Source organism: Pseudomonas sp. B21-054, from assembly GCF_026016345.1.
In the GTDB taxonomy this organism is placed as follows: Bacteria; Pseudomonadota; Gammaproteobacteria; order Pseudomonadales; family Pseudomonadaceae; genus Aquipseudomonas.
The window spans coordinates 5,728,612-5,745,955 of the sequence record NZ_CP087204.1 but is presented as its reverse complement, the minus strand read 5'-3'; the positions used below and the strand labels follow the sequence as shown (position 1 = coordinate 5,745,955).

Annotated in this window: 15 protein-coding genes, 1 tRNA gene, 1 pseudogene and 1 riboswitch; of the genes and pseudogenes, 3 read left to right on the top strand and 14 right to left on the bottom strand. The window is 59.2% G+C overall.

Going from position 1 to position 17,344, the window contains the following annotated elements:
- Positions 1–12 precede the first annotated feature (12 nt).
- Genes LOY70_RS24920 through LOY70_RS24910 form a run of 3 tightly spaced genes read right to left on the bottom strand, consistent with a single transcriptional unit; the run spans position 13 to position 2,827 of the window.
- Entirely contained in the window at positions 13–804 is a 792-nt protein-coding gene (locus LOY70_RS24920) for an ABC transporter ATP-binding protein (protein ID WP_265030023.1), read from the bottom strand.
- Positions 801–1,805 carry a FecCD family ABC transporter permease gene (locus tag LOY70_RS24915; RefSeq protein WP_405045707.1) on the bottom strand — a complete coding sequence of 335 codons (1,005 nt, stop codon included), beginning with the start codon at positions 1,803–1,805 and terminating at the stop codon, positions 801–803. The genes LOY70_RS24920 and LOY70_RS24915 overlap by 4 nt, the downstream gene beginning before the upstream one ends.
- A gap of 8 nt (positions 1,806–1,813) precedes the next feature.
- Positions 1,814–2,827 (bottom strand): ABC transporter substrate-binding protein, encoded by a 1,014-nt coding sequence (locus LOY70_RS24910; protein WP_265030019.1) that lies wholly within the window; start codon positions 2,825–2,827, stop codon positions 1,814–1,816.
- 139 nt (positions 2,828–2,966) lie between these two features.
- Positions 2,967–3,162: riboswitch (cobalamin riboswitch) on the bottom strand.
- Positions 3,163–3,307: 145 nt separating this feature from the next.
- Here LOY70_RS24910 and LOY70_RS24905 point away from each other — a divergent pair.
- Complete coding sequence (locus LOY70_RS24905) at positions 3,308–3,751, top strand: DUF3592 domain-containing protein (protein WP_265030018.1); 444 nt, start codon at positions 3,308–3,310, stop codon at positions 3,749–3,751.
- A 3-nt stretch (positions 3,752–3,754) separates the two neighbouring features.
- Positions 3,755–4,342 (top strand): hypothetical protein, encoded by a 588-nt coding sequence (locus LOY70_RS24900; protein WP_265030016.1) that lies wholly within the window; start codon positions 3,755–3,757, stop codon positions 4,340–4,342.
- 671 nt (positions 4,343–5,013) lie between these two features.
- On the opposite strand, the pseudogene LOY70_RS24895 reads toward LOY70_RS24900, so the two are convergent.
- A pseudogene (locus tag LOY70_RS24895) lies at positions 5,014–5,100 on the bottom strand (nucleoid-structuring protein H-NS); the annotation flags it as partial.
- A 118-nt stretch (positions 5,101–5,218) separates the two neighbouring features.
- A complete protein-coding gene (locus LOY70_RS24890) occupies positions 5,219–6,394 on the bottom strand; it encodes an integrase core domain-containing protein (protein WP_265030014.1) in 1,176 nt (391 codons plus the stop codon).
- A gap of 306 nt (positions 6,395–6,700) precedes the next feature.
- Between LOY70_RS24890 and LOY70_RS24885 the strand changes: the two genes are divergently transcribed.
- Positions 6,701–8,764 carry a calcium-binding protein gene (locus LOY70_RS24885; RefSeq protein WP_265030013.1) on the top strand — a complete coding sequence of 688 codons (2,064 nt, stop codon included), beginning with the start codon at positions 6,701–6,703 and terminating at the stop codon, positions 8,762–8,764.
- 113 nt (positions 8,765–8,877) lie between these two features.
- Here LOY70_RS24885 and LOY70_RS24880 read toward each other — a convergent pair whose 3' ends face one another.
- The 9 genes from LOY70_RS24880 to LOY70_RS24840 all read right to left on the bottom strand — a co-directional run bounded on the left by LOY70_RS24880 (position 8,878) and on the right by LOY70_RS24840 (position 17,302).
- Positions 8,878–10,086 carry an MFS transporter gene (locus LOY70_RS24880; RefSeq protein WP_265030011.1) on the bottom strand — a complete coding sequence of 403 codons (1,209 nt, stop codon included), beginning with the start codon at positions 10,084–10,086 and terminating at the stop codon, positions 8,878–8,880.
- 295 nt (positions 10,087–10,381) lie between these two features.
- Positions 10,382–11,482, bottom strand: a complete 1,101-nt coding sequence (gene ychF / locus LOY70_RS24875; protein WP_025215461.1) for a redox-regulated ATPase YchF — start codon at positions 11,480–11,482, stop codon at positions 10,382–10,384.
- 22 nt (positions 11,483–11,504) lie between these two features.
- On the bottom strand, positions 11,505–12,089 hold the full coding sequence (pth, locus tag LOY70_RS24870) for an aminoacyl-tRNA hydrolase (protein ID WP_045155087.1): 585 nt from the start codon (positions 12,087–12,089) through the stop codon (positions 11,505–11,507).
- 166 nt (positions 12,090–12,255) lie between these two features.
- Positions 12,256–12,858: a 50S ribosomal protein L25/general stress protein Ctc gene (locus tag LOY70_RS24865; RefSeq protein WP_265030006.1), complete on the bottom strand. Its 603-nt coding sequence runs from the start codon at positions 12,856–12,858 to the stop codon at positions 12,256–12,258.
- 143 nt (positions 12,859–13,001) lie between these two features.
- Complete coding sequence (locus LOY70_RS24860; RefSeq protein ID WP_003171603.1) at positions 13,002–13,943, bottom strand: ribose-phosphate pyrophosphokinase; 942 nt, start codon at positions 13,941–13,943, stop codon at positions 13,002–13,004.
- A gap of 47 nt (positions 13,944–13,990) precedes the next feature.
- Positions 13,991–14,065, bottom strand: a tRNA-Gln gene (locus LOY70_RS24855).
- Between the two features lie 37 nt (positions 14,066–14,102).
- A complete protein-coding gene (gene ispE / locus LOY70_RS24850; protein ID WP_265029828.1) occupies positions 14,103–14,954 on the bottom strand; it encodes a 4-(cytidine 5'-diphospho)-2-C-methyl-D-erythritol kinase in 852 nt (283 codons plus the stop codon).
- 1 nt (position 14,955) lies between these two features.
- Complete coding sequence (lolB, locus tag LOY70_RS24845; protein ID WP_265029826.1) at positions 14,956–15,573, bottom strand: lipoprotein insertase outer membrane protein LolB; 618 nt, start codon at positions 15,571–15,573, stop codon at positions 14,956–14,958.
- A gap of 4 nt (positions 15,574–15,577) precedes the next feature.
- Entirely contained in the window at positions 15,578–17,302 is a 1,725-nt protein-coding gene (locus tag LOY70_RS24840; RefSeq protein ID WP_265029824.1) for a tetratricopeptide repeat protein, read from the bottom strand.
- Between the last annotated feature and the right edge of the window lie 42 nt (positions 17,303–17,344).

Sequence of the window (17,344 nt, the reverse complement as noted above, 5' to 3'; positions counted from 1 at the left end):
CCTGAGATTCACTCAAACGGAACGAAATCGCAGGATCTGCGCACCGTCGAAAGGGTCGATCAGGTAATGGGCGTGCACGCCGAACGTATCCTGCAAGCGTTGCGGGGTCAGTACCTCGAGAGGTTTGCCGAGGGCCACCAGCCGACCCCGTTCCAGTACCGCCAGGCGGTCACAGGTCAACGCCTGGTTCAGGTCATGCAGGGCGATGACCGTCGTGACAGGTAGCGCTTGCACCACTTTTAGAATGGCGAGCTGATGCTGGATATCCAAGTGATTGGTCGGTTCGTCCAGCAATAGAATCTGCGGACGTTGGGCCAGGGCCCGAGCGATGTGAACACGTTGGCGTTCACCGCCGGACAGACTGTGCCAGGTGCGGTTTTTCAAGTGCGCCGCATCGACGTCCCACAGCGCCTGCTGGACGATGGCCGCGTCTTCGTGTGACCACGGACTCAAGGCCGATAACCATGGCGTTCGGCCCAACGCAACGGCGTCGAACACGCTGATCGCATCCAGTGTGTCGGCCTGTTGCTCAACCACGGCCAGGGTCTGCGCGACGGTTCGCCGTGCCAGCGTCTTGAGGGGCTGGTTGTTGAGCTGAATGTCGCCCCGGCTGGGCGTACGCACGCCCGCCAGCAGTTTGAGCAGTGTGGATTTTCCCGAACCGTTGGGCCCGACGAGGCCCAGGGTTTCGCCCCGACGGATGTCCAGGTGGATATCGTGCAACAGCTCGGCGTCGCGCACATGGAACCCGAGGCCGGAACAACTCAGCACGGATTCGCCAATGACAGAGGTGACGGCATTCATCGGGCATTTCTCCGACCGATCAGGATCAACGCGAACACTGGAGCGCCCACCAATGCCGTGATGACGCCGACCGGGATCACTTGGCCTTTGATCAGCGTTCGCGAGAAGACGTCGGCGGCGATCAGAAACACCGCGCCACCCAGCGCACTCGCCGGCAACAAGCGCGCATGCCGGGTACCCAGCAACAAACGCACGGCATGGGGAATGACCAACCCGACGAAACCGATGGAGCCAACGATCGATACCATCACCGCTGTCACCAGTGCCGCGCAACTGATCAGCAGAAATTGCACCCGGCGTACCGGAATGCCAAGGGAGGCGGCCGAGTCGGCGCCAAAGGTAAAGGCGTCCAGCGCCCGCCGATGCCACAGGCACACCGCAAGACCGATCAATGCCACGGGCACCGACAGCCACACCGACGGCCAACGGACCCCACTGAGATTTCCCAGCAACCAGAACATGATGCCGCGAGCTTGTTCGGAGCTGGCGGACTTGGTAATCAGAAACGCGGTGAGCGCATTGAACAACTGCGAGCCGGCAATCCCGGCCAGGATGATCTGCCCGGTGCCAGCGGGTGAGCGGCTGGCACGGGCCAGCAAAACGACCAAGGCGAACGCGGCAACGGCCCCGATAAAGGCCCCGACCGACAACGAAATCAGCCCCGCGCCAATGCCCAGCAGCGCCACCAGTACCGCGCCTGTCGAGGCGCCGGCGGAGATGCCGAGCAGGTAAGGATCGGCCAACGGGTTACGCAATAGCGATTGCAAGATCACCCCGCAGGTCGCCAGGCCCGCACCGCAAGCCGCCGCTACCAGCGCACGGGTCAGGCGGTAGTTCCAGACGATGCCTTCATCTATCGGGTCGAGGGCATAACCGGCGGCCCACAGTTTATTGGCCAACACCTGGAACACCACACTAGGCTCAATGCTCGTTTCACCGATGGTCACACCGGCAATCACCGCCAGGAGCAGCGTGACCAATGCCAGCAACGTTCGAATCAGCGTCGAAGTCATTTCGGCAGGTCGTAGCCGCTGATGGCCGTTGCGAGGGTTTCCAGGCCGTCGAACATCGTGATGCTGGCTTGCATGGCCATCGCATCGAGAATGATGATGCGGTTGTTTTTCACCGCGTCCATATTGCGGGTCACCGGGTCACTGCGCAGGAATTGCAGCTTCTTTTCATGGTCGTCAGCCGGAAAGCGTCGGCGGTCCATGCGGGCAATGACCAGGAAGGTCGGGTTGGCCTTGGCGATGGTTTCCCAGCCGACAGTCGGCCATTCCTCGTCGGACTCGATCACGTTGCGCACGCCCAGGGTACTGAGCATGAAGTCAGGAACGCCCTTGTGCCCAGCCACATAGGGATCGATATCCAGACTGGCGCTGGAGAACCAGAACAGCGCGCTCGTCTGCTTCAGATCCTTGGCCTGCACCGTAGCGATAGACTTCGCCAGGCTGTCCTTGAGTTGAGCGTTCAACTGCTGGCCGCGCTCTTGTACGTCGAAGATTTCAGCCAGCTGGCTGATGCTCTTGTAGATGCTGTCGATGCGAAACGCCTCCAGCCGCGTGCCATCCGCACCGACCAGATTATCCTTGGCCTCGCAATCGGAGGGCATCAAGTAGGTCGGGATCTTCAGTTCGTGAAACTGCTGGCGGGTACCGACCACGCCTTGCGGTCCGACCGTCCATTCCAGTTCCGCCACCACCAGCTGCGGACGTTTGCCGATCACCCCCTCGAAGCTCGGCTCGTTATCGGCCAGGCGTTCGATCTTGTCGTTCTGCGCCTGGTATTTCATCTGCACATCGTTGAACCAGAGCGAAGTGCCGACCACCTTGTCGCTCAACCCCATGGCATAGAGCATTTCAGTGCCGGCCTGGCCGATGGTCACGGCACGGCTGGGTGATTGCTCAAAGGTCAGCGTGCTGCCGCAATTCTCGAGGGTCAGGGGATAGTGAGTCGGGGCCGCATGGGCGAGGCTCGGCACACCCAGGGCAATGACGAGGGGAGCAAGGCGGGGCAGCAGCATGATGCAATCTCCAGTTGACCGTACACGGGGCAGGGGACGGACTGGAAACACATCGTTGAACGCTGCCGCTAAAGCACTGAAGTGCCGATCGGCCCAGTGACGAGCAGCGCAAGGATGTCCTTCCCGGACACCCCGCCGGTTAGTGATAGACTTGGCCGGCAGGTCTCCTGACTGATGCGTCAGCGCCTGGCTCCAGCCTTCCCGGGGTGATCCCAGTGGCCATTGAGGAGCAGGCTCAGCACCTACAGTTGCGGGGGCAGTTCCGTTTGATGCCGTGCGAGGCATCTCGGATTCCCTATTAGTCCCGTGGGGGAACCGACGGTCGGCATGGTAGTCGATCAGGGTGTTTATCACCACTCACCGCTAAGAGGCCTTCTCCTGGCGTCGTACGATTGCGGGAATGATTTTCTGAAGATGCGGCATCGTGCCGCTTCTTGCTATCCTGACGGCCCTCTTCACGGACGAACACTGAGACAAGCCATGGCCAACGACACCCCATCACACATCGGGAAGATATTGCTGGGCCTGCTGTTCGCCCTGATTGGTATCGGCTTGTTGAGCATTGCCATCAATCTCACGCTTGAGCGACGCGAGTTTCTCGACAGCGCACAGACCGCCGATGGCATCGTCAGCCACTTGAATGCCGGCGGTTCGCATCCTGAAATCGCCTTCACCACGAGCAGTGGTGAAAAAATCTCCTACCCCCAGGGCGGCTTCATCTTCGGCTATCAGCAGGGTCAGCCGGTGCGGGTGCATTACCTGCCCGAGCAGCCGGCCAACAGCGCCATCGTCGATGACTCGGCCGCGCTGTGGGGCACTTCCGGAGTCCTGGGGCTTATCGGTCTGGTGTTCACGCTTGTCGGTCTGGCAAAGGCTATCCGGCAGCGCGGTCGCGGTGCGGTTCATTCACATAAAGGACTTTAAGGTATGAGCAACAACATCCCGATCCCGGTCAACGAAAGTCGCTGGCAGTATCAGACCGCCAGCGGCGGTGGCCTGACTGTGGTCATGGTGGCGGGCAGTGGCGGTTCGATCATCCTGCGTTCGCCCGAGGGCGAGGACATCAGCTACCGCTACGGCGGCGTCGGGGTGGGTGTCGGATTTGGCGCGCGGCTGCCGCGTTTCGGCAAGATCAATATCCAGATCAAGGGGAAGAGCGTCGGTGGAGCGGGGGCCGCGGAGGCTTTTCCCAGCACCGGCAAGGTGTTTGTCAGCGATGCGTTGGTCAGTCGCGACCTGACCAGTGATGACATCACCGGGCCTTGCATGTACACCGAAGTAGGGGTGGGCCTGGGAATCGGTGGTTCGGCCACGGCGCTGTTGTTCGGGCTTGATCCCAAGTTGCTGGCGTTGTCGATGGCACTGAGTGCCAACCCGGCGACCTCGCTCATCGCTTCTACCTTGGTCAACCAGCGGTTGGCGAAGTCGGCCAAGGGGGCGGTGGTCATGGCCGGGATGAACGCTGGCTTGCAGGCCGGTGGTGGCGCTGCGATTTACATAGGCTATCTGTTCTAGTCGGATTGTCGGGCGAGGCCATGGTGCCGATTAGAAAAAACTGTGCTTCTTCCTGAGGGGAAGCGCTGTTTTTTTGGGGCTTGTTTTGGATTTTTTGGTTTGTGTGTATATCCGTTTCTGCGGTAACGGCTACTTATGGTTCCGCCCTTACGGCGGCTCACTTTTGAGAAGCGCAAAAGTAAGCAAAACGCTTTAGCCCCACCACTCGGTGCCTCGCCTAGGCTCGGCATGCCCTCTCTCCGGCATTGCTCCGTGGGCCCGCCGCGAAGGGCCATCCATGGCCCAGCGCGGCTATCCCGGCATCCATGCCGGGATGCCCACTCCACAATGCCTGCGTTCGGCCAGCGTGGTTAACGGGGCGCCGAGATCAACGTCCACCGCGAGGCGGCCTTATAGCCGACCTGGTTCTTGATGGGGACCGCGCTTCTCCTGTGGGAGCGGGCTTGCTCGCGAAGGCGATGTCACTGTCGATGAAGATGTTGAACGGGCTGGCCTCATCGCGAGCAAGCTCGCTCCCACAGGTTTTTTGTGTTGTGTGCAGATGCTGTGAACACCTGCGAATCCATGTGGGAGCGAGCTTGCTCGCGATAGCGGTAGTTCAGTTACAAAGATGCCGGATGTGCCCCCGTTCTTGCTTTGCTTTGCTTTGCTTTGGATCTTGATCTCGATCTCGGCGCCCCATTAACCACGCTGGCCGAACGTAGGTATTGCGCAGTGGGCACCTCGGCATGGATGCCGAGGTAGCCGCGCTGGGCCATGGATGGCCCTTCGCGGCGGCCCACGGAGCAATGCCTACGTTCGGGCATGCCGAGCCTAGGCGAGGCACCGAGTGGTGGGGCTGTACGGAACAACCACATGGGTTACAAAAAAGTGCATTCACATAGGTGACACTTTGATTGAAACGTAGCCGTTCTTGGCATTTCTCGCATTAACATGACCCAGGATCACCGGCCCGAAGATCACATTCCATATCCCATCACCAATCATCTCCATGCCGATGGTCTGATAACAGAGCAAATTACCTACATAAACCCTCATACCGCCTCGATTGATGATCCCATTACTATCGGCCAGGTAACTTTCGATATGGCTCGCATAAGTCATTTCAGGCAGCGTTTCGGGATACATTCGAGTTGAAGGCGTATAACAGGCAGCAGGCGTTTTCTGTCCCAGCGACTCGTGCCCACGCTCGTAATTGTAGTGCTGTCTGAAACGATCAAAATGACGTTGCTGGGCCTCCCAAGCAATAGCCGCAGGTTGAGGCAACGTACTTTTCAGCGTCCGATGCATGCGCTCGTGACGCCCATTTTGATCCGGGCGGCCCGGCTCGATCCGCTCAGGGATGATCCCGAGTCTCATCCACCAGATCGACAGCTGTGACAGCCCCGCACGACTCGTACTGGCAAACGGTACGCCATTGTCGGTACGAATCCGTTCCGGCAGCCCATACCCACGAAAAACCCGCTCGAAGGTTTCCTGGGTTTCCTTGAAGTTGGTGCTGCCCATGCTCTGGCAAGCCAGTAGAAAGCGACTGGCATGATCCATGATTGTCAGTGGATAGCACCAAACACCTGCCCCGGTCAGATACTGACCTTTGTAATCAGCGCTGAAGAGCTGGTTGGGATTCTCTGCCTTGTGCAAAGGCTTGGGATAAACAGCCACACGCCTGCGCAAAGGCCGAGGCGTGATCAAATCAGCTGCCTTGAGTACATTATAAATGGTCGTTTTCGACGGCGGATCCTGATCAGGAAAACGCTGCACGAGGCAGTTTTGAATTTTCTTCGGGCCGGGAATCGTCTCGCCAATGGAGCGAAGCTCAATGATCGCCTGTTTCACGACCAGGGGCACAACATAGGTTTGGTTGTGCCGGCGGCGGCTACGCTCATCAAGCCCACCGGGGCCCTCTGTTTCGTATCGTTTAACCCATTTGTACGCAGTCTTTCGGCTGATCTCATAGTCCCGGCACAGCTGACTTAAGCTGTGCTCTTTGGACAGATAATCCGCGATGAACATCACTTTCAGGTCCATAGGTTTCAGCTCTCTCCAGGGCATGGTCAGATCCTCGCGAAATCGACCCTGCCAGTTAAAAACTGTTACCTATGTGCGTGAACTGATTTGTAACCCATGTGGGTGAGTCATACCGGCTAAAGCGCTTTGGTTACTTTCGCGCTTTTCGAAAGTGACCCGCCGTCAGGGCGGAACCCTAAGTCGCCGTTACCAAAAAAACGGATATACACATAAACCTAAACCCCTGACAAACCACCGGTCGGACTCTGCTCGTGCCAACGATGGGGCGGCGTGCGAATCCTTATCGCTCTACTAGAGTGACGGATCCAGCACCCGTTAAAGGACTAACCCATGGCAACCACCGACAGCACGATGGCAAATACCCATACCGTGAGAACCGGCCCAGGCACTGTCCAGGTCGACCTCACCGGCCAGTTCGATGATAACCAGAGCATCGTTATCCAGCCCGACGGCAAGATACTGGTCGGCGGCTATACCGAGTACCTGGCATGGGGATACCCCGGGGCACCGGGCGAGGAAAGCTATGGCTACGAACAGAACCATTCCGTTATCCGCCTGAACGCGGACGGTAGCCTGGACACCAGCTTCCATGAGGGTGGCGTGGACAGCATACCTGCCGCCATAGCCCCGGCGTCGCGCTACGAGCTGACGGCGGTGCAGCCCGATGGCAAGGTGCTTATCGCCATAGCGCTGGAAACCGGCCTACAGGTGGAGCGCTTCAACAGCGACGGGACACGCGATGCCACCTTCGGCCAAAACGGCGCTATCTCGGTCGACATCAACCATGCCTTCAAGGACATCGACCTGACGGCCAATACCGATGGCACGTTCCAGGTCAGTGCCCGCGGGTTTGACCAGGCCACAGTGACCAGGATCGGCAATGACGGCACGTACGTCGATGGCTTTGGCAACCATGGCGTGCTGACCGTCAACATTCCCGAAGACGCCTACTACAACGGCGGGATTTCCACTGCGGTGCAGGCAGATGGAGGTGTTGTGATCGGGGCTGCTTACAATGCCGCTGGTGTGGGCGATCCAACGTACGCCCTGCAGCGCTTCAACCCCGACGGCCAGCCAGATACCCATTTCGGTGATGACGGTGTCCTCTACTTGAGCAGCGCCATGGGGTTTGGCGAGGATTCAGTGGTCACCGTGCAGGCGGATGGCAAGATCATCGTGATGGGGCATGGCCAAGGCAGCACCTTGGCGACTCTAGCGCGGCTTAACGCTGACGGCTCCTTTGATACCGGCTTTGGCTCCAATGGTACGGTGACCTTCGAGGCCGATACGCCTGTGGCTCTGACGGTACAGGGCGATGGCAAGATCCTGGCTGCCGGCACGAGCAATGGGGACTTCAGCGTCATCCGCTTGAACGCGGATGGCAGTATGGATACCCGTTTCGGCAGCCAGGACGGCAAGCTCCATGTGGACGGGTATGCGGGTGAAGAAATCTTGCAGGGGACCGATGCCGCCGAAATCATCCACGGCTTGGCGGGTGATGATGTGCTTCAAGGCAACGGCGGACGCGACTTTTTGCAAGGTGGCGCTGGTGCTGACATCTTCCGTTTTTCCGAATTGAACGACAGTTTCCGCACTGCCACGCAAAACAACAGCGACCGGGTCCAGGACTTCGACGCCTCTGAGGACCGCATCGACCTGATTGCCCTGGGCTTCACCGGCATTGGCAACGGCCATGACGGCACCTTGGCCATCACGGCCAGCGCAGACGGCACCCGCACCTACCTCAAGAGCTACGACGCGGATGCCTCCGGGCAACGGTTCGAACTGGCCTTGGACGGCAACCTGGTGGGGCAACTGGACAGCACCAACCTGGTGTTCACCGCGCCCACGGTTGAAGGTACGTCGGCCAACGATACGATTACCGGTTCCGCCTTGTCGGAAATCATCTATGGCCTGGGCGGCAATGACCGTATCAACGGTGGTGCTGGAGCTGATGTCATCATTGGCGGGGCGGGCGCCGACCGCCTCAACGGCGGGGATAGGAGCGACATCTCGTTGTGGACAGATAACCACCAAAACGACGACGTGTTCCGCTATACCTCTACCGAGGACAGCTATCGCACTGGCAGCCAGAGCTTTGCCGACCTTATCGAAGGCTTCACGGTCGACGACAAGATCGATGTATCGACCCTGGGCTATACCGCCTTCGGAGATGGAACGGGCACTACCCTGGAGATGGTTTACAACAAGGAGCTGGACCGCACTTATCTGAAGGATGCGGAAGCGGACGCACAAGGCCACTGGTTCCAGATCGCGCTTGTCGGGGACTGGCGGGAAAGCCTTGACGAAGATGACATGATCTTTGCGCCCGACGCGGAGGTAGGACTGATTGGGGTAGCCCCGCAGATCGATCCAGGGCATCTATTGACTTGATTGGCCACCTGAGAAGTCGCGTGGCAGTGATTGCTGCCACGCCCCGCCAGCTGGCGCCTCCACGCTGAATGGATTCTGGAAATCGAGGCAGGCATCAAGTCCAGTCATGCACATCACTGGAGGGTGATTTCGTGACCAGTTGCAGACGAAGTGCGCAGTGTACGCAGCCCTAGAAGCACTATCAGCACCATGGCCAGGCCCGCGACAATCGCGACGCCGAACCCTGCCTGCGCGCCGCAGACGTCGATGACCAAGCCCGCCAATACGCCGCCGAGCGCTACGCCGATGCTGACGCCGGTCGACATCCACGTAAACCCTTCGGTGATCCTGGAAGGCGGAACAATCATCGTACCGAGATTCATGATGATGACCATCGTTGGCGCAAAGGAGATGCCTGCCAAAAATAGCATTCCGGAAAGGACATAGACGTTCGGTGAAAGAATGGGCAACACGGCAGTGACTGCCGTTATCAGCGACCCGATAAAAAACTGCTGATCAATCGGCATGGAAATCCTTAAGGCGCCGAACGTCAGGCCTGCGATCAATGAGCCGAGGGCATAGGTTGCCAGGATGAAGCTGGCAGACGCCGGCCAGCCCTGTGCGTTGGCGAAGGCGACAACCGCCACGTCAACGGAACCTCCAATTACGCCCATCGCCAACAGTGCGAGCACGATGGTAGGAACGCCGGGGATAAGCAAGGTCGACCCTGTGCTCCTTGCCGTGCCCACGACCACCTTCGGTTCCGTCTGCCGCTGCATAAGAAACGCCGTCACGCCGACCACCAACAACAAGACCGCAGCAAGGGGCCCGGCTTGGGCGAAAAAGCTGATGCTCAAACCAATGGCAAGTGGTGGGCCGATGACAAAGGCTAGTTCAGTGATAACTGTATCCAGGGAAAAGGCTGTGTGTAGCTGTGGCTTGCCACGGAAAAGCTGTATCCAGCGTGCCCTGATCATGGCGGGCATGCTTGGCATCGTGCCCGCCAACGCCGCGAGAATAAACAGTAGTGTGACCGGAGCGCTCATATACACGGCAATGATCAGCGCCAGCAGCATACTGGTGCTGAAGGCCGCCAAAGGGGGCAGAACCCGGCGTTGCCCCCGCCGGTCGACAAGTTTCGATACTTGCGGACCGATAAGCGCAGTCGCCAGGGTATAAGTACCGGCGACCGCGCCTGCCAGCCAATAAAGTCGTGTCTGCTGCACCAACATGGTGATGATGCCAATGCCGATCATTGCCTGTGGCAGACGGGCAATGGCGCTCGTAATCACTAGCCCGATGGCGCCCGGGGCGGAGAAAAGTTCGCGGTAGGGGTTGGCCATGATGCTTCCTTTATCATGTGACACTGATGAATAACCCGCTGCCTGTGACACAAACTGATGGGACGGCAAACCGGCGGCTGGTCATTTGAGCACGCCTCGAATGGGCTGTTACAGGTTATTTGGGCAGGACAACACGGTACACGTCGCTGATTTCCAGCAAACGACGGCTAGGGGGATCGGGCGACGGATTGATATCGGACGATTCTGAATTGCAATGAGGTGCCGCAACGCGAAAGCCCCGCATCGCGGGGCGATAACGGGGCTTTTTGATGCTACGTGGAAGCGGCGTGGCGGGTTAGACGTTAAAGCGGAAGTGCATCACGTCGCCATCCTTGACGATGTATTCCTTGCCTTCCAGACGCCATTTACCCGCTTCCTTGGCGCCGGCTTCGCCCTTGTACTGGATGAAGTCGTCGTAGGCGATGACTTCGGCGCGAATGAAGCCTTTTTCGAAGTCGGTGTGGATCACGGCCGCCGCTTGTGGCGCGGTGGCGCCGACGCGTACGGTCCAGGCGCGCACTTCTTTTACGCCGGCGGTGAAGTAGGTCTGCAGGTTGAGCATTTCATAGCCGGCGCGGATCACGCGGTTCAGACCAGGTTCTTCCAGGCCCAGGGCCTCCAGGAACATGTCCTTTTCTTCGCCGTCTTCAAGCTCGGCGATTTCCGCTTCGATCTTGTTGCAGACCGGTACGACCATCGCGCCTTCTTCTTCGGCGATGGCTTTCACCACGTCCAGCAGCGGGTTGTTCTCAAAACCATCTTCGGCAACGTTGGCGATGTACATGACCGGTTTGGTCGTCAGCAGGTGGAAGCCTCGAATGATCTGTTTCTCATCGGCGCCCATGTTCTTGATCAGGCTGCGTGCCGGTTTGCCCAGGGTGAAGTGGGCGATCAGTTGCTCGAGCAAGGCTTTCTGGGCGACGGCGTCTTTGTCGCCGCCCTTGGCGTTGCGAGCGACTTTTTGCAGTTGCTTCTCGCAGCTGTCGAGGTCGGCGAAGATCAGTTCCAGGTCGATGATCTCGATATCGCGTTTCGGGTCGACGCTGTTGGAAACGTGAATCACGTTCTCGTCTTCGAAGCAGCGGACCACGTGGGCGATGGCATCGGTTTCGCGGATGTTGGCCAGGAACTTGTTGCCCAGGCCTTCACCTTTCGAGGCGCCGGCCACCAGGCCGGCGATGTCGACGAACTCCATGGTGGTCGGCAGTACGCGCTCCGGGATCACGATGGCCGCCAGGGCGTCCAGGCGCGGATCGGGCATCGGCACGATGCCGGTGTTCGGCTCGATGGTGCAGAAGGGGAAGTTCTCGGCCGCGATACCGGATTTGGTCAGGGCGTTGAACAGGGTGGACTTGCCGACGTTAGGCAGGCCGACGATGCCGCAATTGAATCCCATGGTGTTTCCCCTCGGATAAGTGTCAGGCCTTCTGGCTGTGCAGGTTTTTCATCGCGCGGTTCCATTCACCGGCGAGGATATCCGGCAGCACGCCGAGGGCAAAGTCGATGCTGGCATCGAGTTTTTCCTGTTCGGCGCGAGGCGCACGACCCAGGACAAAGTTTGAAACCATACTGGCAACGCCCGGGTGGCCGATGCCAAGCCGCAAGCGGTGAAAGGTATTCTGATTACCCAGTTGCGCAATGATGTCGCGCAATCCGTTGTGACCGCCATGGCCGCCGCCTTGCTTGAGCTTGGCAACACCCGGAGGCAGGTCGAGTTCGTCGTGGGCCACCAGGATTTCTTCAGGCTTGATACGGAAGAAACCGGCCAATGCCGCCACGGCCTGGCCGCTGCGGTTCATGTAGGTGGTGGGAATCAATAGGCGAACATCCTGACCCTGATGCGAAAAACGCCCGGTCAGGCCGAAATATTTGCGATCGACCGCCAGGCTGACGCCTTGTGCGTGCGCGATGCGCTCAACAAAAAGGGCCCCTGCGTTATGCCGGGTCTGTTCGTATTCGGCACCTGGATTTCCCAGGCCAACGATCAGTTTAATGGCAGTCACGATAGGGGCCCTTCCTGGAGTGTGGATAACAACGTCGCGCTCAAACGGTGTGGCGACAATGGACGAAAAGTGCGGATCTACCGTTAAGTAAACTTCGCGTTCTCGCCCGTTGTCTCGCTACGTTCCAGTCCGCGATGTTTCCGGTCACTCCGGCGACAGAGTGAAATTACTCTGCAGCGCCTTCTTCAGTTGCTTCCGGAGCAACACGTGGAGCGTGGACGTTGGCAACAGCCTTGTCATCGCCGTGTGCCAGGGCAACAAACTCAACGCCCTTAGGAGCCTTGAGGTCGGACAGGTGAATGATCGTGCCGACTTCGGCGTCAGCCAGGTCGACTTCGATGAATTCAGGCAGGTCTTTCGGCAGGCAGGTCACTTCGATTTCCGAAACAACGTGGGAAATTTCGCCGCCTTTCTTGATCGGTGCAGCTTCGCCAACGAAGTGTACAGGCACGATAGCGGTCAGTTTCTGGCCAGCGACTACGCGTACGAAGTCAGCGTGCATCACGTGGCCTTTGGCCGGGTGACGCTGCAGGGCTTTGATCACGACGTTCTGCTTGGTACCGCCAACGTTCAGCTCGATGATGTGGCTGTAGGCCGCTTCGTTTTCGAGCAGTTTGGCAACTTCTTTGGCCAGCATGCTGATGGACTCAGGGGCTTTCTCGCCACCGTAGACTACAGCTGGAACCAGGCTTGCGAGACGACGCAGGCGGCGGCTCGCACCTTTCCCCAGGTCGGAACGCAGTTCAGCATTCAGGGTAAATTCGTTCATGTTGTATCTCCAAAGTAACCACATTCACCCCAGCGCTTGCGACCAGCGCTAAAGGCGATATGGGCAAAAAAGCCCCGCCCCGACAGTGAATGCCGGGGCGGGGCGCTTTTCGTCAACGAGATGTTACGACAAGGGCAGAGCCCTTAGCGGAACATCGCGCTGATCGATTCTTCATTGCTGATGCGGCGAACCGCTTCGGCAACCACCGGTGCGATATCCAGTTGACGGATACGCGCACAGGCCTGTGCAGCAGCGGACAACGGGATGGTGTTGGTCACCACCAGTTCGTCCAGCACGGAATTTTCAATGTTTTCGATCGCTCGACCCGACAGCACAGGGTGTGTGCAGTAGGCAAAGACCTTGGCAGCGCCATGCTCTTTCAAGGCCTTGGCCGCGTGGCACAGGGTGCCGGCGGTATCGACCATGTCATCGACCAGAATACAGGTACGCCCTTCGACATCGCCGATGATGTGCATCACTTCAGAGTGATTGGCCTTCTCACGACGTTTGTCGATGATACCCAGATCCACGCCCAGGGATTTGGCAACGGCCCGTGCACGCACGACACCACCAATGTCCGGGGACACGATCATCAGGTTTTCGAAGCGCTGATCTTCAATGTCATCCACCAGAACGGGGGAGCCGTAGATGTTATCCACGGGAATATCGAAGAAGCCCTGGATCTGGTCAGCATGCAGATCAACCGTGAGGACACGGTCGATACCGACTACGGTGAGCATATCAGCCACGACTTTCGCGCTGATCGCCACACGTGCGGAACGCGGACGGCGATCCTGACGGGCATAACCAAAGTAAGGAATAACAGCAGTGATACGAGTAGCCGAGGAACGGCGGAAGGCATCAGCCATCACGACGAGTTCCATCAGGTTATCGTTGGTCGGAGCGCAAGTCGGCTGAATAATGAAGACGTCTTTACCGCGAACGTTTTCATTGATCTCGGCAGTGATTTCGCCGTCGGAAAACTTACCGACAGAAATGTCACCGAGAGGGATATGCAGCTGACGTACGACACGCCGAGCCAGATCGGGGTTGGCGTTCCCCGTAAAGACCATCATCTTGGACACGCGCAGTACCTGAAGGCTGAGGGTATACCTGGATGAGTATAGGAAAATGGCAGGGGCGGCTGGATTCGAACCAACGCATGGCAGGATCAAAACCTGCTGCCTTACCGCTTGGCGACGCCCCTGTATCTGTTGCTGCGAGTGCCCAGCACTCGATTCCTTTTAGAGCAGGTCTTGCAGCTTGCGATGCAACATCGAAACGTTGCTTCCTTTTGCTACAAACCCCGTAAGGGTCTCTGTCAGAAGGGCCGAGACTTTATCAGCTTCAGCTTTGCTTGGGAAGCCCCCAAACACACAACTTCCAGTTCCGGTGAGTTTTGCTTCGGTAAATTTACCTAACAAATTCAAAGCGTTACGAACATCTGGATAACGCCTTGCTACCACCGGTAAGCAGTCATTTCGACTGTTTCCCTTGGGAACGGGGCGCACTTTAATGGGAGGAGAGTTACGTGTCAACAGCGGATCTGAAAAAATTTCTGCTGTACTTACAGATACTTGCGGCACCAGTACCAAGTACCAGGGTTCCTCAGGCTCAACCGGCGTGAGTTTTTCCCCGACGCCCTCGGCAAAAGCAGCGTGGCCACGCACGAAAACCGGCACGTCGGCGCCCAGCGTCAGGCCCAGTGCGGCCAGTCGATCCAGGTCCCAGCCCAGCTGCCACAAGTGGTTGAGGCCGAGCAAGGTCGTTGCCGCATTCGAGCTGCCGCCACCGATGCCGCCGCCCATGGGCAGGATTTTGTCGATCCAGATATCGATGCCCAGCGTACAACCGGATTGCGCCTGGAGTTGTTTCGCGGCCTTGACGATCAGGTTGCTGTCGTGGGGCACGCCTTCGAATTCGGTGTGCAGGCGTATCACGCCATCGTCGCGCACGGCAAAGGTGATTTCATCGCCGTAGTCCAGGAACTGAAAAATCGTCTGCAACTCGTGATAGCCGTCCGGTCGACGACCCAGGATGTGCAACATCAGGTTGAGCTTGGCCGGGGAGGGCAGGGTCAGGCGTGCAGCGGTCATGTCATTGCCCCAGCTTGCGCGGCTGCCATTGCTTGATCACCAGCGTGACATCGAGGTTGCTGCCGTGCAGTTTGATGCGTTCGGGCAGCCAGTAGCCGTTCTGCTGGGCATAGCTGAGGTATTCGATCTGCCAGTCATCCTGTTCCAGGTTGGACAGGCGGCTGTCGGCATCGAGGGTCAGGCGGCTTTTGCTGTCCGGTGCCGGCAGCCCGCGGACCCACCAGGTCAGGTGGGAGACCGGCAGTTTCCAGCCCAGCTGTTCTTCCAGCAGCGCTTCGGGGGTCGGGGCCTCGTAGCGTCCCTGATTGGCGACTTCCAGGGAAACCTGGCCCGGCCGGCCAGTCAGGCGGGCCGCGCCGCGACCCAGTGGGCCCGACAGGCGAATGTCGTAGTAGTCCTGGCGTTGCAGCCAGAACAGCGTGCCGCTGCCCGAGTCTTTCGGGGCGCGGATGCCGATCTTGCCGTCGATCTGCCAGCCGTCGAGGCTACTCAGTTGTTGCTTGTGCTCGCGCCACTGGGCCTGGTTGCCCTGGCCCTGGACGGATTCACGGGCGCCGAAGCCCGCGCAACCGGCGAGCAAGGCAATGAAGCTGAACACGATGAAATGGCGCAAAAACATAATCTTAAAGGGTCTCTGATCCGGTCAGGCGTTTGATGGTGCTGCGCAAAATGGGGCTGTCGGGCTGGTCCTTGAGGAACCGGCTCCAGATCTGCCGGGCTTCGCGCTGTTTGCCGTTGGCCCACAGGACTTCGCCCAGGTGAGCGGCGACTTCCTGGTCGGGAAAGCGCTCCAGGGCCTGACGCAGCAAGCGCTCGGCTTCATCGAGGTTGCCCAGGCGGAAATTCACCCAGCCGAGGCTGTCGAGTACCGCCGGGTCTTCGGGATTGATCTGATGGGCCTGTTCGATCAGCACCTTGGCCTCGTCGTAGCGGGTGGTGCGATCCGACAAGGTGTAGCCGAGGGCATTGAGAGCCATGGCATTGTCCGGATCACGCTGGATGATCAGGCGCAGGTCTTTCTCCATCTGGGCCAGGTCATTGCGTTTTTCCGCCAGCATGGCGCGGGTGTACAGCAGGTTCAGATCGTCCGGGTACTGCTTCAACGCTTTTTGCAGCACATTCCAGGCTTTGTCGCCCTGATTGTTGGCCGACAGGGTTTCGGCTTCGATCAGGTACAGCTGGATGCCGTAGTCCGGTTGGGAGTCGCGCTGGACGGCGAGGCGGCTCTGGGCCTCGGCCGTCTTGCCGTTGCCCATCAGGATGTCGGCCTGGCGCAACTGTGCTGGCAGATAATCGTTGCCCGGGCCGACCTGGGCGTATTCGATCAGTGCGCTTTCCGGGTCGTTGCGTTCTTCGGCGATGCGTCCCAGGTTCAGGTGGGCCGAATCGACATGGCTCTCCCGTGCGATCAGGTCCTCCAGATAACCCTTGGCCTCATCCCAGGCCTTGGCTTCCAGGCAAACCAGCGCCAGGGAGTAACGCAGCTCGTCGTCTTCCGGGTATTGCTGGACCAGGCTGGAGAACTCCACCTTGGCCTCGTCCATGCGGTTGTTTTCCACCAGCATGCGGGCATAGGTGAGGCGCAGGCGTTTGTCGTCCGGATACTTCTTGATGCTTTTTTCCAGCAGCGGCAGCGCTTCGTCACCACGGTCCAAGCCTTGCAGCAGGCGTGCGCGCAGCAGGATCGGCGCCACTTCGCCGGCTTCGGGCGGGTTGTCTTCCAGCAGGGTGAGGGCGCCCTGGGTGTCGCCGTCCTGTTGCAGCAGCAGGGCTTTGCCGAAAATCAGCTGGCCGTTGTTCGGATGACGCTGCAATAGGCGATCGAAGCTTTTCATCAGGCCGTTGCGGGTTTCCTGGTCGGTATCGGCTGCCGACAGCGCCAGAAAATCGAAGTGGGTGTCGCCCTTGCCCTGCAGGACTTTCTCCATATAGACCATGGAGTCGTCGTAGCGCCCGGCCCGGGCCAGTTGCACGGCGGCGGCGCGCTGCGCTTCCAGGTCATCGGGGGCATTCCTGGCCCAGATCAGCGCGGTATCCAGCGCGGCCTGGTCGGCCCCCAGGTACTCGGCGATGCGAAACGCACGCTCGGAGATGCCTGGGTCCTGAGTGTTGATGGCCTGGGTCACGTAGTTGTCCAGCGCAATGTCGAAACGATTGCGCTGGCCTGCCAGTTCGGCGCTCAACAGGCTGAAGATGGTTTCTTCGCTGAACGAGCCGTAGACCTTGGGTTTTTCAGGCGCCGGAGTGCTGTCTTCGACCGGCGGCGTACCGTCCGTCGAAACGGGGGCCATGGACTGGCAGCCGCTGAGCAAGGCAAGAGCGAGGAGCAACGCGGAAGATCTATTCATATAGGAAGAGGACGACTAACCTGCGGTCGGATCATCATGACA